At 74.9% G+C, this 21413-nt stretch carries 14 protein-coding genes and 2 pseudogenes; 8 read left to right on the plus strand and 8 right to left on the minus strand.

Annotated elements, in window-relative coordinates:
* From FVA95_RS23380 to FVA95_RS23415, 8 genes are all read right to left on the minus strand, one after another.
* Positions 1–3284, minus strand: a 3284-nt coding sequence (locus FVA95_RS23380; RefSeq protein ID WP_149666064.1) for a condensation domain-containing protein, incomplete at its 3' end; no start/stop codon positions are given.
* A complete protein-coding gene (locus FVA95_RS23385; RefSeq protein ID WP_149666065.1) occupies positions 3281–11125 on the minus strand; it encodes a non-ribosomal peptide synthetase in 7845 nt (2614 codons plus the stop codon). The genes FVA95_RS23385 and FVA95_RS23380, both read right to left, overlap by 4 nt.
* A gap of 119 nt (positions 11126–11244) precedes the next feature.
* Positions 11245–11676: an aspartate 1-decarboxylase gene (panD, locus tag FVA95_RS23390; RefSeq protein WP_020628196.1), complete on the minus strand. Its 432-nt coding sequence runs from the start codon at positions 11674–11676 to the stop codon at positions 11245–11247.
* A gap of 56 nt (positions 11677–11732) precedes the next feature.
* Entirely contained in the window at positions 11733–11936 is a 204-nt protein-coding gene (locus FVA95_RS23395) for a hypothetical protein (RefSeq protein ID WP_149666066.1), read from the minus strand.
* Positions 11937–12312: 376 nt separating this feature from the next.
* Positions 12313–14184, minus strand: a complete 1872-nt coding sequence (locus tag FVA95_RS23400) for a siderophore-interacting protein (RefSeq protein ID WP_149666067.1) — start codon at positions 14182–14184, stop codon at positions 12313–12315.
* Positions 14185–14368: 184 nt separating this feature from the next.
* A complete protein-coding gene (locus tag FVA95_RS23405; protein ID WP_149666068.1) occupies positions 14369–15511 on the minus strand; it encodes a 2-methylaconitate cis-trans isomerase PrpF family protein in 1143 nt (380 codons plus the stop codon).
* Complete coding sequence (locus FVA95_RS23410; protein ID WP_149666069.1) at positions 15508–16443, minus strand: oxaloacetate decarboxylase; 936 nt, start codon at positions 16441–16443, stop codon at positions 15508–15510. Before FVA95_RS23410 ends, FVA95_RS23405 begins: the two co-directional genes overlap by 4 nt.
* Positions 16444–16535: 92 nt before the next feature.
* On the minus strand, positions 16536–17429 hold the full coding sequence (locus tag FVA95_RS23415) for a LysR family transcriptional regulator (RefSeq protein ID WP_149666070.1): 894 nt from the start codon (positions 17427–17429) through the stop codon (positions 16536–16538).
* A 111-nt stretch (positions 17430–17540) separates the two neighbouring features.
* On the opposite strand from FVA95_RS23415, the gene FVA95_RS33165 reads away from it, so the two are divergent.
* The 8 genes and pseudogenes from FVA95_RS33165 (at position 17541) to FVA95_RS23440 (ending at position 21277) form a co-directional block, all read left to right on the plus strand.
* A complete protein-coding gene (locus FVA95_RS33165; RefSeq protein WP_240051688.1) occupies positions 17541–17747 on the plus strand; it encodes a hypothetical protein in 207 nt (68 codons plus the stop codon).
* A gap of 6 nt (positions 17748–17753) precedes the next feature.
* Positions 17754–18971, plus strand: coding sequence for an MmgE/PrpD family protein (locus FVA95_RS23420; RefSeq protein ID WP_255474676.1), 1218 nt, complete (start codon positions 17754–17756; stop codon positions 18969–18971).
* 45 nt (positions 18972–19016) lie between these two features.
* Positions 19017–19097: pseudogene (locus tag FVA95_RS33170) on the plus strand (SDR family mycofactocin-dependent oxidoreductase); the annotation flags it as partial.
* A gap of 282 nt (positions 19098–19379) precedes the next feature.
* Complete coding sequence (locus tag FVA95_RS32185) at positions 19380–19808, plus strand: hypothetical protein (RefSeq protein ID WP_205015953.1); 429 nt, start codon at positions 19380–19382, stop codon at positions 19806–19808.
* Positions 19809–19845: 37 nt separating this feature from the next.
* Positions 19846–20058, plus strand: a complete 213-nt coding sequence (locus tag FVA95_RS32190; RefSeq protein WP_205015954.1) for a hypothetical protein — start codon at positions 19846–19848, stop codon at positions 20056–20058.
* A 78-nt stretch (positions 20059–20136) separates the two neighbouring features.
* A pseudogene (locus FVA95_RS33175) lies at positions 20137–20310 on the plus strand (glycosyltransferase); the annotation flags it as partial.
* A 71-nt stretch (positions 20311–20381) separates the two neighbouring features.
* The gene (locus tag FVA95_RS33180) at positions 20382–20903 is read left to right on the plus strand and encodes a hypothetical protein (RefSeq protein ID WP_240051690.1); all 522 of its coding nucleotides are present in this window, start codon (positions 20382–20384) and stop codon (positions 20901–20903) included.
* Between the two features lie 38 nt (positions 20904–20941).
* A complete protein-coding gene (locus FVA95_RS23440) occupies positions 20942–21277 on the plus strand; it encodes a glycosyltransferase (RefSeq protein ID WP_368667354.1) in 336 nt (111 codons plus the stop codon).
* The last annotated feature ends 136 nt before the right edge of the window (positions 21278–21413 follow it).

The raw sequence follows: 21413 nt of genomic DNA on the forward strand, positions 1-21413 counted from the left end.
TCCCACGACATGTCGAACGCGAACGACACCGTGTGCGCGATCCGCAGCACCCGACCACCCGCCGCCTCGATCGTCGGGGCGAAGATCTCCCGACGGTGGTTGACCTGCATGTTCGTCAACCCGCGGTAGGGCGTCACGACCCCCTTGGGGCGCCCGGTCGACCCGGACGTGAAGATCACGTAAGCGGGGTGGTCGAGCCGGCCGGGGGCGCCGGGTGCGGAGGTCCCGAGCTCGTCGTCGGTGAGTGGCGCGGTGGCGATCCCGTCGAACAGGCCGGGTTCGTCGAGCCGGACCTGCGGCACGTCGCCGTCGAACCGATCGACGACCGAGGTGGTCGTGACCAGCAGCCGTGCCCCGGACTCCGCGAGGATCGCGGCGAGGCGGTCGTCGGGGTGGTCGAGCTCCAGCGGCACGTAGGCGGCTCCGGCGCGCAGCACCGCGAACAGCGCGACGACGTTGCCGACCGAGCGGGGCAGCCCGAGTGCGACGACGGTCTCGGCGGTGGCGCCGCGGGCCCGCAGCACGCGGGCGAGCGCGTTGACCCGCGCGTCCAGCTCGGCGAAGCTCACCCGCTCCCCCGCGGCGACCAGCGCCGTCCGGTCCGGACAGGCCGCCGCCCGCTCCGCGAGCAGCTCGGCGATCGTCACGTCCGGCACGTCGACCGCGGCAGCGGCGGCCCGCGCGGCGCGGGCCTCGTGCTCGGCGGGGGTCTGCAGGTCGACCGCGCCGGCCGGTGTGCCGGCGGTGGTGACCGCGCGCAGGGCCTGCACGAAGCGGTCGAGCAGTCGCTGCGCGGTCGCGGTGTCGACGAGGTCGGGGCGGTGTTCGAGCCGGACGACGATCCGCGGTCCGGGGGTGAGCACCCAGGTGAGCGGGAAGTGGGTGTGGTCGGAGTAGTCCATCGCCGTGACGGCGTTGTCGCGGGCGAAGCCGGTGAAGGTGTCGGCGTCGAGGAAGTTCTGGAGCACGTAGAGGCTGTCGAACAGGTCACCGTCGCGGCCGGCGAGGACGTCGCCGAGGCCGGCGTGGTCGTGCGGCATCAGGCCGGCCCGGTCGTCCTGCAGCCGGCGGGCGTGGTCGAGCAGGTCGCGCCGGGGATCCAGGCCCAGGCGCACCGCGACGGTGTTGAGGAAGACGCCGACGGTGTCCTCCAGGCCGTCGCCGTCGGCCGGGCGGCCGGAGACGGTCGCGCCGAACACGACGTCGGTCCGGCCGGTCTCGGCGCCCAGGACGAGGGCGAGCGCGGTCTGCGCGAGTGCGTTGAGGGTGACGCCGCCGCGACGGGCGGCCGCCTCCAGCCGGCCGGTCAGGGCGGCGGGGAGCTCGGCGTGCAGCACCTCGGGGACGACGAGATCACGTCCGCGCACACCGTCGGTGACCAGGGTGGGCTCGACCCCGTCGAGGTAGGTGCGCCAGGCGGCGAGGTCCGCGTCGCGGTCGGCGGCGGCGAGCGCGGCGAGGTGCTCGGCGAACGACCGGCGCGGCCGCTGCGGCACGCCGCCCCGGTAGAGGGTGAACAGGTCGTCGAGGACCCGGGAGCGTGACCAGCCGTCCCACAGCAGCAGGTGGTAGGTCAGCACCAGCACGTCGTCGTCGGGGGTCCGGACGACGGTCAGGCGCAGCAGCGGCGGGTCGGTGAGGGAGAAGCGGACCTCGGCGTCGCGGGCCAGGACGGCGGCGAGCGCGCCCGCCGGGTCCTCATCGGCACGCAGGTCGACCTCGGTGACCTCCACCGGGTGCTCGGCGCACCAGAACTGCACGGGCCCGGCGGCGGTGTCCCCGGTGAAGCCGGCACGGACCGCGGGGTGCACGGCGCCGAGCCGGGCCGCGGCGGCCCGCATCCGGTCCAGGTCGATCCGGTCGGCGATCCGGAAGGTGTTCTGCGCGTAGTAGACGTCGCGCTCGGCGTCCATGACGCTCTGCACGTACATCCCGGCCTGCAGCGGGGACAGCGGCAGCACCGCCCGCACCGGGGCGGGCGCCGCCGCGGCCAGCGCGGCGAACTCGGCCGGGTCCGGTGCCACGGCGGTGGCGACCAGCTCGTGCGCGGCCCCGGCGAGCGCGGTGGCGACGGCCTCGGCCACCCGGCCGGCGTCCTCGCCGATCCCGCCGCGGACGACCACGGTCGTGGCGTCGACGTGCTCCACCAGGTCGACGACGAGCCCCGCCTGTCCGAGCCCGTCGGGGAGCGTGGTGTCCCCGTGGACCCGCACGGCGTCGACCCAGTCGATCGGCAGGACCGCGTCGGGCTCGGGGTGGCGCCGCAGCAGCACCGTGGACCCACCCAGCGGGGCCAGCTCCCGGGCGCCACGGGCGTCGAGGAAGCGGTGGTGGTCGAACCCGGGGTGTGGTCCGGCCGGGGCGCGGGTCACTCCGGCCGGGGTGACGCGCACCGGCTCGGTGCCGGCGAGCGGGACGACGGCGCGATCGAGGTCGGCACCCAGGTCGGGCCGGGTGCCGTCCTGCACGTCGACGACGAGCTCGTCGGCGGCGTGCCCGGTGTCGCGCAGGGCGGCGGCCAGCGCGACGACCGCGACGTCGACGACGGCAGCGCCGTCCGCGGCGGGGCTGCCCGGGCGGGCCGTGGCGACCGCGCGGCCGGGGGCGTCCCCGGCGGACGGGGCCCCGCCCGGGGCGAGGATCCCGGTCCAGGAGCGGACGACCTCCGCCGACGGGGCGGGCCGGGCCGCGAGGGCCTCGGCGCAGTCGTCGGGCCCGGTGCCGGTCGGGGGTCGAGGGCCCGCCGGGTCGGAGTAGGCGGCGGCCAGGTCCTCGGCCAACAGCACGACGCCCCGGTCGTCCGCGGCGATCTCGTGGACCACGAGCAGGACCGCGTCGCCACTGCCCGCTGTGCCGCCCGCTGTGCTGTCCGCTCTGCCGCCCGCTGCACTGCCGCGCAGCAGCGCGATGCGGACGAGGTCACCGGTGAACGGGTCCAGCTGTTCCGCCAGGGCGCCGAGCGCCGCACCCGGGTCGTCGTCCGGGGTCGCGGCGAGCCCGGCCACACGTGTGCCGCCGGTCTCCAGCACCCAGACCGAGGGCGCCAGCTCCTCGACCCGCGCGGTGAGCCACGGGTGGCGGTCCCGCACCTGCTCCCACGCCGCACGGAGCCGGTCGGGGTCGACGGCGCCGCGGTGGCGCAGCAGCAGACCGCGGACCCGGCCGGGCCCACCCTCGGGCGACTCCTCGGCCAGGCGGGCCACCGACGGCAGCAGCGCCAGCTCCCGCCGCTCGGCACCGCCGTGGTCGGCGTGGGTGTGTGCGGTCTCGGGCGGGCGGGTCATGCCGATCCTCCGGACGTGCCCGCGGCTGCGGGGTCGTTCACGATGTCGATCAGTGCTTCGGCCCAGTGCCGGGCCAGGAGGTCCAGGTCGTCGGCGTCCAGCACGGCGCCCGGGGCGGTGAGTGCGACGTGCAGCTGCGGGCCACGGGGCCCGCGGCACACCATCGCCTCGATCTCGCAGGTGTGCGGCACCTCCAGGTCGGGGTCCTGCTCGGTGCGCGCGGCGATGCGCCGCGGGTCGTCCGGCCCCACGACCGCAGACACGCCGTCCATCCGGCCGAGGTAGTTGACCAGGACCGGCGGGGTGCCGAGCGCGGCCAGGCGGGGGCCGGTCTGCGGGTGCAGGTAGCGCAGCAGCCCGAACCCGATTCCGGTCGCGGCCGGGCCACCGAGCCGGTCGCGGACGTCCTGCAACAGTGCCGCGGTCCCCTCCCGGCGGACCAGGTGCACCGGGAACAGCGCGGTGAACCAGCCGACGGTCCGCGACAGGTCGACGCCCGGTGCCAGCTCCTCACGCCCGTGCCGCTCCAGGTCGACGACGAGGTCGTCGCGGCCCTGCGGGGACCAGCGGTGCCACGCCTCGACCGTCGCCGCGAGGCTCAGCTCGGTGCCGTCCCAAGGAGACCGCAGCAGGCGGTCCGTGACGTCGGCGGGGAGCACCCGGGTCGCCGTCCGGGTCGCGCTGCGGGTCGCCCGCCGGGTGTCGGTGCCGGCGTCGGGAACGACCGGGGTGGCCGCGGCGAGCACCTGCTGCCAGTGCCGGTACTCGGCCAGCGTCGCGCGGTCGGCCGCACGCTCGGCGAGCAGCCGGCCGTACTCGGCGAGCGAGGTGACCGGCGGGGCGAGCCGCACCGCGCGGCCCGCGGCGGCGGCCGTCCACGCCTCGTCGAGGTCGTCGAGCAGGATGTGCCAGGACACCCCGTCGACGGCCACGTGGTGCGCGACCAGCAGCAGCAGGTCCGGCTCGTCGCCGTCGACGGTGAACAGCACGGCCTGCAGCACCGACCCGGCCTCCGGGTCCAGCCGGGCGGTCGCGGCGGCCGACTCCTCGGCCAGCACCCGTCGCCCGTCCGGGCCGTGCGGGTCGGGCAGCGCCACCTCGTGCACGCACCTGTCCACCGCGACCTCGGCGGCGGGGCGCACGTGCATCTCCCGCAGGCCCTCGGTGACCCGAAGCCGCAGCGCCTCGTGGGTGGCGACGAGTGCGGCCACCGCGGTCCGCAGCGCCGCGACCGACCGGCCCGGGCCGACCTCGACCAGCACGGACTGGTTGTGCCTGCGGTGCGACCCGGACAGCTCGGCGAGCCGCTGCACGATCGGGAACGGCGGCACCTCGGCGGAGCCGTCGGTCGCCCGGGTGTCCCCGGCCGGGCGGGCCACCGCGGCCAGGGCGGCCGGTGTCCGCTCGCGGAACACGTCCTGCGGCCCGAGCACCAGCCCGGACCGGCGGATCCGGTTCACCAGCCGGATGGCGAGGATGCTGTCCCCGCCGACGGCGAAGAAGTCGTCGTCCGGGCCCGCCGCCGTCCCCAGGACGGCGGCGAACGCCTCCAGGACGGTGGCCTCCTCCGGTCCGGCGGCGGCCCGGGCGCCGGGGGCCGGCGCGGCGTCGCCGGGGGCGGGCAGCGCCGCACGGTCGAGCTTGCCGTTGACCGTCAGCGGCAGCCGGTCGAGCACGACCAGTGCCGAGGGGACCATGTACGCGGGGAGCCGTTCGGCCAGCCGCGACCGCAGCGCGACCGGATCGGGCCGTGCCCCCGGGCCGGGGACGACGTAGCCGGCGAGGCTGCGGTGCGGAGTTCCGTCGGACTCGACGGTGCGGACGGTGACCACCGCCGAGGCGACCCCGGGCAGCTCGCGCAGGGCGGCCTCGACCTCTCCGAGCTCGATCCGGTAGCCCCGGATCTTGACCTGCTCGTCGGCCCGGCCGGTGAACTCCAGCGCGCCGTCGGGGCGCCGTCGGGCCAGGTCACCGGACCGGTACAGCCGGGTGCCCGGGGGGCCGTCGGGGTCGGCGACGAAGCGGGTCGCGGTCAGCCCGGGCAGGCCGGCGTAGCCCTGGGCGAGCTGCGGACCGGCGACGTAGATCTCGGCGACGGTGCCGGGCGGAGCCGGGCGCAGCCGGTGGTCCAGCAGCCGCACCTCCAGCCCGGCGAGCGGCTCACCGACCGGGCTGACCGGACGGTCGCAGTCCGCCGGCCCGATCTCCCGATAGGTGGTGTGCACGCAGGTCTCGGTGATGCCGTAGAGGTTCGCGAGCACCGGGCTCCCGGCCGGGTGGCGGTCGAACCAGCCGCGCAGCAGGCGCGGATCGAGCGCCTCCCCGCCGAAGACGACGTAGCGCAGGCTCCGCGCCGGCGGGCGGGCGCCGCCCCGAGCCGGGGGCTCGGCCGCGGCGAACGGGTGGAACGCCGACGGCGTCAGGCTCAGCACCGACACCTCCTGCTCGGCGACGAGACTCCATAGGTGCTCGGGCGAGCGTGCGGTCGCGGGGTCGACGACCACGACGGTGCCGCCGGTGGCCAGCGCACCCCACAGCTCGAAGACGGAGAAGTCGAACGCCACCGAGTGGAACAGCGTCCAGGTGTCACCGGGGCCGACCGTCATCTCCCCCTGCGGCCCGACGGTCGCGGCCAGCATGGCCAGGACCGCCGTGTGGGAGACCTCCACGCCCTTGGGGCGGCCGGTGGAGCCGGAGGTGTAGATGACGTAGGCCGGGGTCGACGGGTCGACCGCGACCGGCCGGTCGAGCCGCCCGGCACCGGCGGTGTCGGGCGTGTCGGCGGTGTCGACGTGGAGCACCTCGACACCCGCGTCGGTGACCGTGGACGGCGAGTCCGCTCCGGCGAGGACCAGGCGTGGCCGGGCGTCGTCGAGGATCGTCGTGGTCCGCGCCGAGGAGGCGTCGACGTCGAGCGGGACGTAGGTCGCCCCGGCCCGCAGCACGGCCAGCACCGCCACGACCATGTCCGCACCGCGCGGCAGCCCCACCGCGACGCGGTCGCCGGGTCCGGTCCCGCGGGAGACGAGCGCCCCGGCGAGCCGGGCCACCCGCTCCTCCAGCGCGGCGTAGTCGATCCGGTCCTCGCCCGCGACCAGTGCGGTCGCCGTCGGGTGCCGTTCCGCGGTCGCGACGAGCAGCTCGCCGAGGGTCGCGGCCGGGCCGAGGGCCACGGCCGGGGGCCGGGCGACGGCGGGGGCGCCGAACCCGCGCAGCGCGGACAGCGGCACGTCGGGCGTGTCGACGAAGCGGCGCAGCACGGCCACCAGCCGGTCCAGCGCCGCCTGCACGGTGGCCGGGTCGTAGAGGTCGAGGGCGTACTCGACGACGACCCGCATCCGGCGGTCGTCGGCGGCGGCGGTCTCGAAGAAGGCGAACGTCAGGTCGAACTTGGCGGTGCCGGTCCCGACCCACCGGGTCGCGGTGTCCGCGCCGGCCAGCTCCAGCTCGCTGACCGCGGTGTCGGTGCGCAGGTACACCAGCTCGACCTGGAACAGCGGGTGGCGTCCGGACCGCTCCGGCGCCAGACGCTCGACGACCTGGGGGAACGCGACGTCCGAACGGCCCATCGCGGCCAGGTCGGCGGTGCGGACCCGGTCCAGCACCTCGGCCGGGGTCGGGTCCCCGTCGAGGTCGACCCGCAGGGCCAGGGTGCTGAGCAGGAACCCGACGACGTCCTCGGTGCCGGCGTCGCGACGCCCGGACACCGGGCTGCCGATCACCACCGCGTTCCCGGCGCCGTCGCCCTGGCCGCGGTCGGCGTCGACCGAGGAGTCCAGCAGCACCGCGAGCGCGGCGTGCAGCAGCATGAACATGCTGACCCGGTGCCGGTCGGCGGCCGCGCCCAGCGCCGCGACGAGGTCCGGGTCGAGCTCGCCGACCAGTTCCGCCCCGCGCCCCGAGGGGCGCTCCGGCCGCGGACGGTCGCCGGGCAACGTGGTCTCGGCGGGGGCACCGGCGAGCGTCCGCTCCCAGAAGTCGAGCTGCTCGCGGGCGAGCGGGGTCGGCTCCGTCGGGCTCCCGACGGTGTCCGCCTGCCAGGCCGCGACGTCGGAGTAGCGCAGCTCCGGCTCGGTGAAACCGGGGTCGCGCCCGGCGGACCGGGCCTCGTAGGCCGTCCCCAGGTCGGCGAGCAGGGTGCGGTAGGACCACTCGTCGACGGCGATGTGGTGGCACACCACGGTGAGCAGGTGCCGGTCGTCGTCGACGCGGACGACGTCGGCCCGGATCGGGGCCTCCCGCTCCAGGTCGAAGCGGTGGCGCACCAGCCGGGTCAGGAGCTCGTCGGGGTCGCGGCCGGCGAGGTCGCACCAGCCGACCGGCGCCCGGAGTGCGCCGGGGGGATGGACGACTGCCTGCACGTCGGTGCCGCCCTCGGTGCCGCTCCCGGGTTCACCGGCGGTGCCGCCGTCGCGGTAGGTCGTGCGCAGGATCTCGTGCCGGGCGACGACGTCGGCCAGCGCGGCGCGCAGTGCCCCGACGTCGAACGGGCCGGTGACCGTCCAGGCCCGGGGCACGTTGTAGGTCGCGGCCGGCCCCTCCAGCCGGTACAGCGTCCACATCTGACGCTGCGCGGGCGCGACCGCGGTGGGTGCGCCGTCCGGGCGGCGCACGGGCGCGCCCACGGCCGTGACCGCGGTGGCGGTCCCGGTCGACGTCGCGCGGTCCACCACGGCCCGCAGCCGCGCCACCGTGGGCGCGGCGAACACCTCGGGCACGGCGAGGTCGGCGCCGCAGCGCTCCCGGATCCGGTTGACCAGGCGCAGCGCGGACAGCGAGTGGCCGCCGCGGGCGAAGAAGTCCTCGTCGACGCCGACGGCGCCCTCGTCGAGCCCGAGCACCTCGGCGAACAGGCCGCACAGCTCGCGCTCCCGGTCGTCGCGGGGTGCCCGCCCGGCGGTGACCACCGGTGCGGGCAGGGCACGCCGGTCGAGCTTCCCGCCGGGGGTGTGCGGCAGCTCGGGCAACGCGACGAGCACCGACGGCAGGAACGCCGCCGGCAGCCGCTGCGCCAGCAGCGCCCGGAGCGCGTCGGTGTCCGGGTCGGTGTCCCCGTCCGCGGCGGGCACCAGGTACCCGACCAGCGCGGGACCGTCCGGTGTGGACCGCGCGACGACCGCGGCGTCGGCGACGCCGGGCAGCCCGCGGATCGCGGCCTCGACCTCACCCGGCTCGACCCGCACCCCGCGCACGGTGACCTGGTCGTCGACCCGGCCGAGGAGCCGGAACCGGCCGTCGGGCAGCCGCACCGCCAGGTCACCGGTGCGGTAGAGCCGCGCACCGGCCCCGTGGGGGTCGGCGACGAACCGCGCCGCGGTCTCCCCCGGACGCCCGGCGTAGCCGCGCGCCAGCTGGATCCCGCCGACGTAGACCTCACCGGCGACACCGTCGGGCACCGGCCCGAGGAACCGGTCCAGCAGCCGGACGGTCGTGGCCGGGACGGGTCGTCCTGCGGTGACCCGCCCGTCGTCGGCGGGGTCGACGGGGCCGGCCAGGACGTCGCCGGCGACCTCGGAGGAGCCGTAGGAGTTGACGATCTCGGCGCCGGGGGCCCAGCGGCGGGCCGCGGCCACGACCTGCGCGGTCAGCGGCTCACCGGAGCAGACCAGCCTGGTCAGCAGCTCCGGGCCGGCCGCACCGGCCGCCGCCAGGGCCGCCACCAGGGACGGCACCGCGGTGAGCTGGGCCGTGCCGGACCCGGCGACGCGCTCGGCGAGCGCCGCGGGGTCGCCCGCGGTGGCGTCGTCGGCCGGTACGACGCGAGCGCCGCCAGCGACCGCGGCGAGGAGCTCGGTGAGCCCGTCGATGAAGGACACCGAGCTCTTCACGAGCCGGGTGTCGCCCGGCCGCACCGGCCACTCCACGGCGGCCCAGCCGAGGCGGTGGGCCAGCGCCCCATGGGTGCCGAGCACGCCCTTCGGCCTCCCGGTCGACCCGGAGGTGTGGATCAGGTAGGCGGCCGCTGCGGGGTCGGGCTCGGGGAACGGCGCGACCGGAGCGGCGGCGTGCAGCGACGGCGGACCGAGGACCACGGCCCCGTCCGGAAGCTCGACCGGCGGGGCGTCGCCGGTCACCACGACGGCCGGAGCGGCGTCGTCGAGGACCAGGCGCAGGCGCGGCGCCGGGTAGGTCGGGTCGAGCGGGACGAGCAGGCCACCGGCCCGCAGCACGGCGAGCAGCGCGACGACGAGCTCCGCCGAGCGGGGCAACAGCACCGCCACCGGGGTCTCGGCCGCGACGCCGGCCGTGCGGAGCCGGTCGGCGAACGCGTCGACCGCGGCGTCCAGGCCCGCGTAGTCCAGCTCCCCGCCGTCGTGGACGAGCGCGGGGGCGCCGGGCGCCGCGTCCGCGCGGCGGCGCAGCAGCTCCGCGGGGAAACCGCCGGGCACCGAGGTCGGCGCCGGGGTCGGCAGCGGGGTCGGCACCGCGCGGGGGGCTGCCGCCGGGCCGGCCAGGAGCGTCGTGATCGGCGTGGCCGGGCGGGCCGTGGCGAGCACCCGCTCGATGCGGTCGAGCACCGCCGCGACGACCGCGTCGCCCAGACGCGCGACCGTGTGCACGGCCTCGACCCGCAGGGCGTCGTCGTCGGCGAAGAACTCGAGCACGAGCGGCTGCGCGGCGGCGCCCGGGTCGGTGCGGGTCACCGTCGTCCCGGCACCGGGCAGGTGCGGCCCCGTCCCGCCCCGCGGGACGAGGTCGACGGTGACGTCGGACAGGTCGGCCGGACCGCCGCCCGAGCGGGAACCGAGCGCGGCGACCAGCGCGTCGTAGGGCACGGCGTGTCGGCGTGCCCACCCGGCGTCGGCGGCGACCCGGGCGACGAGGTCGGCGACCGTGTCCCCGGCGTGCACCGTCGTGGGCACGACGACGAGGTCGGCGAAGTTGCCCACCACCTCGTCGGCGCGCTCGGCGTCCCGCTCGGAGACCACGGTCCCGATGCGGATCCGCGGGTCGGGCCCGATCGGGGCGAGCGCGGTGGCCGTCGCGGCGAGCAGCACGGTGTAGGGGGTCACGCCGAGCTCGCGGGCGAGCCGGCGGGCCCCCGCGGCGGCTTCGGTGGACAGGTCGCGGTCGGTGCGGCGGGCCATCTCGGCCGGCGCGCCCGGGTCGGCGGGCGGCTGGTGGACGAACGGCCCCGGCACCTCCTCGGCCAGCGCCTCGCGCCACGGGGTGAGGTCCGGGGTGTCCGACGCGCTGTCGGGGGCGAACCGGCCGGGGCCCGGTGCGGGCGGCTCGTCGAGCGGTGTCCCGGCGCGGGCGGCGGCGTAGGACCGCTCCAGGTCCCGCGCGACGACGGCGAACGTCGGCCCGTCCCAGGCGACGTGATGGGTCGTGAGCAGGACGGTGATCCGGGAGGCGGACTCGCGGAGCAGGTCGAGGCGCAGCGGCGGCTCGACGGCCAGGTCGAACGGCCGCCGGACCCGCTCACGTGCGAACTCCTCGATGCGGGCGGCGCGGGCGTCGTCGTCGAGCCGGGTGAGGTCGGTGACGACGACGGGCTCCTCCGGCGCCGGGTGCACCCGCTGGGTCGGTGCCGTGTCGTCCCCGGTCCCGCCGTGGAAGGTGGAGCGCAGCACCGGGTGCCGTGCCACCAGGTGACGCAGCGCCGCCACGAGCGCCGGCTCCGACACCTCGCCCTCGACGGTGAGCCGCACACCGAGGTTGTCCGCCACGCCGTCCGGGTGGACCTGCTGGCGCAGCCAGGCCCGTCGCTGGCCGGGGGTGAGGCCGAACTCGGTCCGGCCGTCGTCGGCGGCGGGCTCGTCGCGGTCGCGCTGCAGGCCGGCCTCGGCCAGGCGACGGGCGATGAGTTCGCGTCGACGGTCGTCGAGTGTGGTCATGAGATGCGGTCCTCCGGTACGGCGGCGGTGCTGGTGGACACGGTGTCGTCGACGCGGGCCGGGTCAGGGGTCACCGTGGGCGCCCTCGGCCCGCGCCTCCTGCGTTGCGGCAGGTGCGGTCAGCGACCGGCGGTCTGCGCGAGCGCACCGGGCACCGGCTCGGCCGGGTCCACGCCGAGCGCGACGACCCGGTTGTCGGCGTCGACGTGCACCACCCGGGCGACGTGGTCGGCGACGGCCGGCTCGGGCACCTGCTGGTAGGCGACGATGATCGTCAGGTCACCCGGGTGCACGAGGTGCGCGGCGGCGCCGTTCACGCCGATGACGCCGCTGCCGCGTTCCCCGGTGATCACGTAGGTCTCGAGGCGGTTGCCGTTGTCGATGTCGAGGACCTGGACCTTCTCGCCCTCGACGAGGCCCGCGGCGTCCATCAGGTCCTCGTCGACGGTCAGCGAGCCGACGTAGTGCAGGTCGGCCTGGGTCACGGTGGCGCGGTGGATCTTCCCGCTGAGCAGGGTGCGGTAGCGGACGGTCTCGGTGGAGCCGGGCATGACGGAACCTTCCTCACCGGATCACCTCCGGCGCGGGCGTGGGGGTTGCGGAGCGGTCAGGCGCCGGGACGTCCGACCAGGCTCCCGGGGAGCAGATCGGTCCAGGTGCGCGCGACGCGGCCGGGGCCGGCGCCGCGGCCGGGTGCTCGGCAGGTGCCGCCGCCGGGCGGCGGACACGGGCACGTGGCAGGGTCGAGGACCCCGACCGCCGCGACGACGTCGAACGGCACGCGGCCCGGGCGGCCTCCGTCGCCTGTCACCGTCGCGCCACCCCTTGCTCGCCTCGCCACACCTGAACTTAGGCAAGGCTAAGCATGTGAGTGGATGTGGGGGTTCCGCCGAATGGCTGACGCATTCCGATCACGGTCACGGGCCGGGATCTCCGCACGTCAGCGACCCGCGCCGTCAGGAGGGACGCTCCACACACGGCGTCTGCGGATCCCTGATGGTCCGAACGGGTGTGAGTGCCGGTATGACCCCGCCCGCGCCTGAAGGACGAGATGGGGCCGTGTCCGGCCGACCGGCGGCGGGTGACCCACGATCGCGGGCACGAGTCGGCGCCGTGCCGGGCGGCGGCGGGTGCCGGGCCCGGCGCGACGCCCCAGGGGGACGGTCGCACCGGGAGCGGGAGGAGGGTCAGGGTGCGACCGGCTGGAGCGACCGGAGCGTGTCGCCCCAGCCGACGGTCTCGGTGGTGACGGTCCGCAGTCCGGCGTCGGCGACGACGGCCGAGAGCTCCCCGGTCGTCCGGCGGCCGGAGCCGTGCAGGACGAGGGCCAGCAGGTCGTCCTCGGCCTCGTGCTCGTCGAGGTCCTGCTCGTCGAGCACGTCCTCGAGAAGCAGGATCCGCCCGCCGGGGGCCAGGCACTCCCCCGCGCGGCGGAGGATGTGCACGACCTCCGGGTCGGGGTACTGGCCGAGCACCTTGCCGAACAGGATCGCGTCGGCGGCCGGGACCGGCTCGGCGATGGTCTGCACGACGACCTCCACGCGGGAGCGGGCACCGTCGTCGGGGACGGCCCGCAGCAGCTCGGACCGGGTCCAGTCGGCGTCGGAGGGGCCGGCGACGATCGTGACCCGCGTCCCGGGGCGGCGGGCGACGACGGCGGCCGCGGCGGACACCGCGGCGTCGGCGTGGACGACCAGGTGGTCGACACCCTCCAGAGCTGCGGAGTCCGCCACCGGGGCGGCGATGTAGTCGGCGAACTGCGCGGTGTTGTCCAGCAGCCTGCGGGCGAACTCCTCGTCCCCACGCAGGCTCGGGTAGTCGCGACCGGTCACCGCCGCGAAGGACTCCCGGCCGGTGCGCACCGCCTGCTCGAGCCCCAGGAACCCCTGCTCGCGGCGGGCCCCGACGCCGTCGCGGCGCACCACGTCGAGCACGTGCTCCTCGGTCAGGTAGAAGCCGGTGTCGGTCAGTGTGTACCCGCCCTGCTCGTCACGGTCGAGGATCTTGATCGCCACGAGGTACCGCAGCAGCTTCTCCAGCGCCCGCGGGTCCGCACCGGCCTGTTCGGCGAGTGACGTCGGATCGTGGGTCCCTCCCGCGATGAGCTCGCCGAGGCCGAGGTTCGCGGCCACCCGGATCGCCAGTGGGGGCAGCAGCTCGGCCTGCTCGTGGAAGGTCTCGAACGCCTCGGCGTTGCGCTCCTCGTCGGTCACCCGGGGGTCGGACTCGAGGGTGACCACCTCGCCGAGCTTCCAGTAGCCGGTGAAGTCGATCCGGCGCCGGTCCACCCCCGCCGCGACGAGCAGCCGCCGCAGGTCCCGGACGACGGACTGCTCCCCCGCCAGCCAGCCGGCGGTGGCCGCGGCGTCCCAGCCCGGCCCCTCGGTCACCGTGCGCAGGCACTCGGCCAGCTGGGTCGACGTACCCGGCCCGGCACCGTCCCGGACCAGCCAGGTGACCTCGACACCCGGGTGCTCGCCGAGCGGGACCCGGTGTGCCGTCTCCGCGACCTCGATGAACACGTCCGCCCGCAGGTCCGCCGGCGCGGTCTCCAGCAGCCGCGAGACGGCGGGCAGCGCGGTGTCGTCCCCGGCGACCAGCAGCCGTTCGGCCGTGGCCGGCAGCGCGAGCGACGCCGCCGGTCCCGCCACGTGGACCCGGTCCCCCGGCGTCGCGCGGTAGGCCCAGGTGGTCGCGATGCCGATGCCGTGTCGCACGAACTCCACGTCGAGCTCACCGGCGACGGGGTCGTGGCGGCGGACCGTGTAGACCCGCCAGACCGGCCGGCGCCCCTCGGGCAGCTTGATGCCGCCGTCGCGCAGGATCGGCAGGACGGGTTCGGTCTCCCCCGGGTAGGGGAAGATCAACCGGACGTCGTCGTCGAAGCCCGTGCTGGTGAACGCGGGCCAGGCACGCCCTTCGTCGTCGGTGAACGCCCCGAGCTGGTCCCCGGTGAGGGTCACGCGTCGCAGCGCGGGCGTCACGTCCACGATCCGCGAGACGCTGAGCTCACGCACGGCGATGGGGTAGACCGAGACGGCACGGTCCTGGTTGGGCATGGGGGCTTCTCCTCGCACGGACACAGGGACGGAGCACGGCGATCCGTGGCGTCCGGCCCGGGCGTTTCCGGCGAACCCGCCATACCGGCCGCGCGGCTCCGCCTGCGACTCTAGCCACCGGTGTCCGGGCGACCGTGAGCTGCCGACACGGCGTCGTCACGCGGCCGTACCCACCTCCACGATCTCAGGTGGGACGCGGGTAGTACGCCCATCCCTTGGCCAGCCGTCGGGCCGTCCGACTGATGCCCAGCATCCGGAACTCGACGGACTCGGCCCCGGCCCCGGCCTGCACGCGGACCGGCATGACGCCAGAGGGGTGTCCGATCAGGACGGTATCGGGCCTGCGTTCCGTCGCGACCTGGTGCACGGTGGTGCCCGGCAGCCGCGACGCCGCGGCGAGGCTGATGGACGCGGTCCCGGCCATGCTCTCGTGCAGACGGTTCATGAACATCAGCCGGGCCCGCAGATCCATGTCGTCGGGGTCGACGGCCTGTCCGTTGAGTGTGCTGTAGCCCCCCGGCGGAGCCACGGCCCCCACCATCGGGATCGCCGGAACCTCGGCGTCCACCTGCCTCCACTCCTGGCACAGGCCGAGTCGGACGCAGACCTTGCCCCGGATCTCCCGGATGGCGGACACGAGTTCCGATCGGCTGTTGAGCTCGAGACCCTCGCTCCCGGTGAGCCCGAGATCCGCCGCGGCGACCCAGGCGATCGGATTCCCGGCATCGACGATCGACAGCCGGACCGTTCGCCCGTCCTCGAGCTCGACGGTGTCGAGTGGGTTCCCGGTGGGGAGCAGCCGGCCGGTGACGGCCCCGATCGTTCCCGACCAGTCCATGACGATCTCGGCGCCCGTGCCCGGTACCCCGGGGATCGCGAAGTCACTGTCCACCCGGGCGGCACCGTCGCGGACCGGGACGTGCGCCACGAGGACTTTGTCGGTGTTGGTGTTGCGGATGCGGACGACGGTGGTCCCCTCCTCGACCGGGACGAGCTTCTCGTCCACGGCGAACGGTCCGACGCCGGAGGAGATGTTGCCGCAGTTGCCGTTGTAGCTCACCAGGCCGGTCTCGATGTCGACCTGTGCGAACGTGTAGTCGACGTCGGCGTCGGCGGCGTCCGACGGCGCGATGATCGCGACCTTCGAGGTGATCGGGCGTGAGCCGCCGAGACCGTCGATCTGCAGGACGTCGGGTGACCCCATCAGCCGCGCCAGGAGCGCGTCCCGGGCGGGACCGGGTGCGGGGATGTCGGCGGCGTGCAGGTACAGGCCCTTGCTGGTCCCGCCGCGCATCTGGACCAGCGGGACCGACAGCTGGTCGCTCATCGCCGTGCCCCCACGTGCTCGCGCGGCGCGGCGACGTCCGACACCGCGGCGGTCGCCGGCCCACCGGCCGGTGGACGCGGTCCGTCGTCGGGCCAGCGGAGCCACTTGCTGATCCCGACGGTCTCGAAGATCTCACCCGGCCCGGCAGCGTCCAGGGGCGGGAGGCCGGTGTCGCGCAACGAGGCCAGCGCGCTCTGCACCGCCGCCGACGCCGCCGCGAGGCCCATGATCGGATAGATGGCCAGCCGGTACCCCAGGTCTGCGTACTCCGCGTGGCTCAGAACCGGTGTCCGGGAGTTCGCCATGACGTTGACCACGAGGGGGACCTCGATGGCGGACGCGATACGACGCAGCTGGTCCAGGTCCTCGACAGCGTCGACGAAGACCATGTCGGCACCCGCGTCGGCGAACCGGCGCCCACGCTCGACGGCCTCGTCGATCCCGTGCGTGGCCAGCGCGTCGGTACGACCGATCACGACCAGATCGTCGTCGCCGCGGGCGCGGACGGCGGCGCGGACCTTGGAGACGGCGTCGTCGCGGTCGATCACGGACTTCCCGGAGAGATGCCCGCACCGTTTCGGGAAGACCTGGTCCTCCACGTGGAGTGCCGCGGCACCTGCCCTGATGTAGGTCTCGACGGTGTGCCGCACGTTGAGCTCGTTCCCGTAACCGGTGTCGGCATCGGCTATCAGCGGCAACGACGTCGCACCGCTGAGCCGGGCGAGGTGCGCTGCGACGTCCGTCGCGGTCATGAGGCCGATGTCGGGTCGTCCGAGCAGGCTCACCGACGCCGCCGCCCCACTGACGTAGGCGGCCGGGAAGCCCGCCTGCTCCGTGAGCGTCGCACTGAGGGCGTCGTACACGCCCGGGACCACGACCATCTCCTCGCCCGCGATCAGGGCGCGCAGGGTCTGAGCCGACTCGTTACTCATGAGGAGGGGATCCTCTTCGCTGCCAGGTGCTTGTCACCTGCCACTGTGCGCCTCGCGGCAGCCCCTCCGGAAATGACGCATGTGCTGTGAAATCATGCGCTTTGCGCATAGTCGGAGCCGGCGACGTGGGCGGCGAACCGTCGCGCGGCCGGTGCGGTGGCACCCCCGGCACGGCACAGCAGACCGATCGACCGGTACGCACCGTCGTCGGCGAGCGGGACCGCCGTCGTTCCCTCTCGGGTGTCCGCCGCCCGGCTCCGCTCCGGAACGATCGCCACGCCCATTCCCTCGCCGACCAGTGCCTGCACGGTGCTCAGCTCCGTGGCCTCGAACACCACACGCGGCGTGACCCCCGACCGGGCGCAGAGACGCTCGGTGGTCTGACGGATCCCGAAGGCCGAGGGGAAGCTGACCAGGTCCTCGGTGGCGAGCTCGGTCACCGGCACCGACCTGCGCGCGGCGAGCCGATGACCCGCGGGAACCAGCAGGACGAGGCGCTCCTCGAACAGCGGAGTCCACTCCAGGTCACCATCGGCCGGGCGCGGACCGGTCAGTGCCACGTCGATGCGGTGGTCGCGCAGATCGTCGAGCACGGTGTCCGCGGCCCGCCCGCGGAGCTCGAAGGTCGTCGCGGGCGAGGTCGCCCGGTACTCGCGGAGGAGCCGGGGAACCAGCCACACCCCCAGGGAGTGCAGGAACCCCAGTGCGACGACGCCGCCCTCCGGATCGGCCAGGGAGGCGATGCGCCGCTCGGCGCCGACGATCTCCGTCACCGCGCGCACGGCGTGCGCACGCAGCACCTCGCCGTACCGGTTGAGTCTCAGCCGGTTCTGTCGCCGGTCGAACAGGCGGACCCCGAGACTCCGTTCGAGTCGAGCCAGCGCGCGCGACAACGTGGGCTGGGAGATGTTCATCTTCTCCGCCGCCGAGGTGACGTTCTCGCTCTCGGCCAGCGCGAGGAACCAGTGCAGTTCTCGGATCTCCACACGGCGACTATGCCCCACGTACATGGTTCGGTGTACAGCCCGTCATTTCACACCACGGCCCCGGAGACGCACGATCGGCACGACAGTCACCAGTACGAGGAGGCGGTTGGCATGACCGTGCAGAGCCCGACGAAATCGCTCTCGATCGACGTCGCGGATGTCGTCCGTCGCACCGGCATCTCCGACGTCCCGCCGCCGGTCCTCGAACGGGCACGCCATCTGATCCTCGACGCGGTCGGGATCGCCTTCGCCTCGAGCGGGTTCGGGTTCGCCGACGTCGCCGCCAGGGCGGCGACATCGTTCGGGCCGGGCCAGTAGCCGGTACTGGGGCGGGGCGAGCGGCTCGGCCTCCGGGACGCGGCGACCCTGAACGGCATCCTGGTGCACGGTCTCGACTTCGACGACACCCACAGCCGCGCGGTCGCCCACGTGTCCTCGGCGGTGCTGCCCGCCGCCCTGGCCTCGGCACTCGACGCCGGGTGCACGACGAACGAGTTCCTCCTATCCTATGTCCTGGGTGTGGAGGTCATGGCCCGGGTCGGGTCCGCGGCCCGAGGCCAGCTGCACGACGTCGGCTTCCACCCCACCGCGATCGCCGGCGCGTTCGGGGCGACCGTCGCGGCCGGGAAGAACTACGGCCTCACCGCCGGTCAACTCGCGAACGCCCAGGGGATCGCCGGCTCGTTCAGCGCCGGGCTGATGGAGTTCCTCCAGGACGGCGCGTGGACCAAGCGCCTGCACCCCGGCTGGGCGGCGTCGAGCGGGATCACCGCGGCCGTCTACGCACGCGCCGGCTGGACCGGTCCCCCGGCCGTCTTCGAAGGCCGCTTCGGGCTGTTCGCCACCCATCTGCAGCAGCGCACCGACGTCAGGCCCGACATCGTCGCCGACGGCCTCGGCTCGGAGTGGGAGCTCCCGGCGACCGCGGTCAAGCCCTACCCGGTGTGCCACTTCAACCACGCCTTCATCGACGCCGCCCTCGAGCTCCGGCGACAGCACGCCCTTCGGCCCGAGGACGTCGCCTCGATCACGTGCGCCATCCACTCCGTTCCGCGCAAGGTCGTCTGCGAGCCGACGGAGGCCAAGTGGGCACCACGGGACGACTACGACGCCAAGTTCAGCCTCCCCTTCGTCGTCGCCGCCGCCCTGGTGCGTGGCCGGTTCGGCCTCGCCGAACTCGAGGACGACGCCCTCACCGACCCCGAGATCCTGGCGACCGCCCGCAAGGTCCGGGTGGTCGACGACCCCGACAGCGCCTTTCCGGAGGCCTACTCGGGGTTCGTCGAGATCGAGACCGTCGACGGGACGACGGTCTCGCACCGGGAGCAGATCAACCGCGGCCACTCCCGACGTCCGCTCGACGCCGACGCGGTGATCGCCAAGTTCCGGCAGAACGTCGGTCGCGTCGCGGACGACGCCGTGATCGACCGCGTGCAGCAGGCCGTCCTCGGGATCGGTGACGACCGCCCCGTCGCCGAGTTCGCGGACGCGTGCAGCAGCAGCCGCCGGCGCGGGACGGCCCGCCGGGCATGGGGTGCGTGAGCACTCAGTCGAGTGGGCCGCACGTCGGGCCGAACGGAGTCCGCCATGTCAGGACGGGTCGCAGGGAAGGTCGCGCTGATCACCGGCGCGGCGCGCGGTCAGGGTCGGACCCATGCCGTCCGGCTCGTTCGTCCGGCGCGGCCCGCAGGAGCAGCTGCTGCACCTCGCGACGGCGCCCGCTCCCGGCCGCGGTGAGGCGGTCGATCGCCCGACCGGCCCCGAGCCGGTGCAGCAGCACACGGCCGACGACGCACAGGACCACACCGGTGATGGTCGTGTCGGCGACCAGGGGCCGGGGATCGGCACTGTCGACATCGGTGAACGTGCACCTGCCGCAACGGCATGTGGTGTCCCGAACGAGGCGCGGACGGCCGCCGCCGCTACGGCTACGACGACATGATCCGTCTGATGTGGATCCGCAAGATGGCGGACGCCGGATTCAGCCTGCACGCCATGCGGTCCGCCTTCGACGGGTCCCAGGACATCGAGGAGACCCTGGGCCGACTGGCGGACACGCTGGCCGCGGAGGAGGCCGACATCAAACGACAGCGCGCGGCGGTCCAACGCCTGAAGGCGGTGGGCAGCCCGCTGGGGCTGCTCTCCCCGCTCGTGACGGACCGACTCAGCCATCTGCCCACGGGGGCGCTGCGCTCGTCCGACCTGGACGCACTGCTGGTCACGGAACGGATCTTCGGCCCGTTGGGAGCCGCCGTTCAGGCCAGCAGGTTCATCGCGTTGGCCACCCACCCGGACCTGCGGGCCGAGGCGGACCGTCTCGACGCGGCCGACGCCGGCCTCGACGACAGCGTCGACCCCCCACGACCCCCGTGTCGATGAGCTCGCTGCCCAGCATTGTGCGCACCACCAAGCCCTGATGGAGGCCATCGAGGCGGACGGGCTGGACGCGGCCGAGGAGCGTCTGTTCGAGAGCCACGACGACGGTCCGACGGACGACGGGGACGCCCGGATGAGCGTCGTCGACGCAGTGAGCAGGATGCCCTACGACTTCTCCCCCGCCAGGAAGCGGTGTCTGGAGCTGACGGCACGACTCCTTGGCCAGCAGCAGGACGCCCCGAACGGCTCCTGATCGGGTGGTGGGCCAGGGCATCGTCATCGTCCGGCCGAGCTGTGTCCAGGCAGCCGGCTTCTACGTACCGTAGAGCGCATGCGGGTTCTGGTCCTTGCTCCGGGCTCGACAGGTGACGTAGCCCCGTACACCGGATTGGGGCAGCGTCTCCGAGATGGCGGTCACCACGTTGCCATCGCTGCGAACGAGCGGTTCCGTTCGATGGTCACCGGCGCTGGGCTCGAGTTCCGCCTGCTCCGCGGCGACCCGGAGCCCGGGAACACCAGTGAGGGCGGGAGGCGCTGGCACGCCGCGGCACCGGCCCGCTCGGCCAGGCGCGGATGGTGCGCGTTCTGCAGAACTACGTCGACTCGATCAGCGAGGACTTCATCCCGGCGGTCCGGGCCGGCACCGACTTCGTGCTGCTCAACACCGTCGCGTTGTTCACCGGCTACGACGTCTGCGAGGGCCTCGGCGTCCCCTCCGCCGGCGCCTTCCTCTCTCCTGTCCACCCGACCGGAGACCTACCGCCGGCCGCGCTCGGCCTGCCGAGCCTGGGACGCACCGTCAACCGGGCTCTGGACCGGGTCGCACTCGCCGCAGGCGCGCAGTCGTTCGGCCGGACCTCCCGCGGACTGCGCTCTCGGCTCGGCCTTCCCCACGTGCGGCCCGCCTCGCTGTGGTCCCGGCTGCAGGCTCAGGGATGGCCGGCGTTCTACGGCTTCAGCAGCGCCATCCTGCCGCGGTTCAGCGACTGGCCGCCGTCTGCACAGGTGACCGGGACGTGGTGGCCCGCTAAACCTGCGGCATCGTGCAGTCGGGGTGGGCAGGCCTCGACGGCGGAGAGGCCGACGACCGCATCCTGACCATCGGCGAGGTTCCCCACGAGTGGCTGTTCCCGCACATGGCGGCCCTCGTGCACCACTGCGGCGCCGGCACCACAGCGGCAGGGCTGCGCGCAGGCGTCCCCACCGTGGGCCTACCCGTCCTGGCCGACCAGCCGTTCTGGGCATCCCGCCTGGTGGAGGTCGGGGTCTCGCCCGGCGCAGTGCCGCTGCGTCACCTCACCACAGACCGTCTCGCCGACGCGCTGACAGCCGCGACACGGGACGGCCGGTACCGGCGTCGCGCCGAGGAGCTGCAGCGGATCGCGAGAGCAGAGGACGGTGCCGGCCGTGTGGCGGAAGCCTTGCCGTCACTGGTGCGACCGCCGCACGGTCGTGGCTCATCACCGCCCTAGGTGTGATGTCCAGGGAGGTTGTCCCGTCCGGGGGCGGTGAGTCTGGCTGACAGACGAAGGGGACTGCCCAGACTTCGGTTGACTCCTGACCTGTGAGGACGTCCTCCTCGCTGGAAGGATCGACACCGTGCCCAAG

The organism is Pseudonocardia sp. EV170527-09 (assembly GCF_008369905.1).
GTDB lineage: Bacteria > Actinomycetota > Actinomycetes > Mycobacteriales > Pseudonocardiaceae > Pseudonocardia.

Excerpts from the sequence above, each read along its gene's own strand:
- FVA95_RS23385 (WP_149666065.1), bottom strand. The coding sequence starts at position 11,125 with ATGACCACACTCGACGACCGTCGACGCGAACTCATCGCCCGTCGCCTG.
- FVA95_RS33165 (WP_240051688.1), top strand. The coding sequence starts at position 17,541 with ATGACCGTGCAGAGCCCGACGAAATCGCTCTCGATCGACGTCGCGGAT.
- FVA95_RS23440 (WP_368667354.1), top strand. The coding sequence starts at position 20,942 with ATGGCGGCCCTCGTGCACCACTGCGGCGCCGGCACCACAGCGGCAGGG.
- FVA95_RS32185 (WP_205015953.1), top strand. The coding sequence starts at position 19,380 with ATGTGGATCCGCAAGATGGCGGACGCCGGATTCAGCCTGCACGCCATG.
- FVA95_RS23400 (WP_149666067.1), bottom strand. The coding sequence starts at position 14,184 with ATGCCCAACCAGGACCGTGCCGTCTCGGTCTACCCCATCGCCGTGCGT.
- FVA95_RS23405 (WP_149666068.1), bottom strand. The coding sequence starts at position 15,511 with ATGAGCGACCAGCTGTCGGTCCCGCTGGTCCAGATGCGCGGCGGGACC.
- FVA95_RS23410 (WP_149666069.1), bottom strand. The coding sequence starts at position 16,443 with ATGAGTAACGAGTCGGCTCAGACCCTGCGCGCCCTGATCGCGGGCGAG.
- FVA95_RS32190 (WP_205015954.1), top strand. The coding sequence starts at position 19,846 with ATGGAGGCCATCGAGGCGGACGGGCTGGACGCGGCCGAGGAGCGTCTG.
- panD (WP_020628196.1), bottom strand. The coding sequence starts at position 11,676 with ATGCCCGGCTCCACCGAGACCGTCCGCTACCGCACCCTGCTCAGCGGG.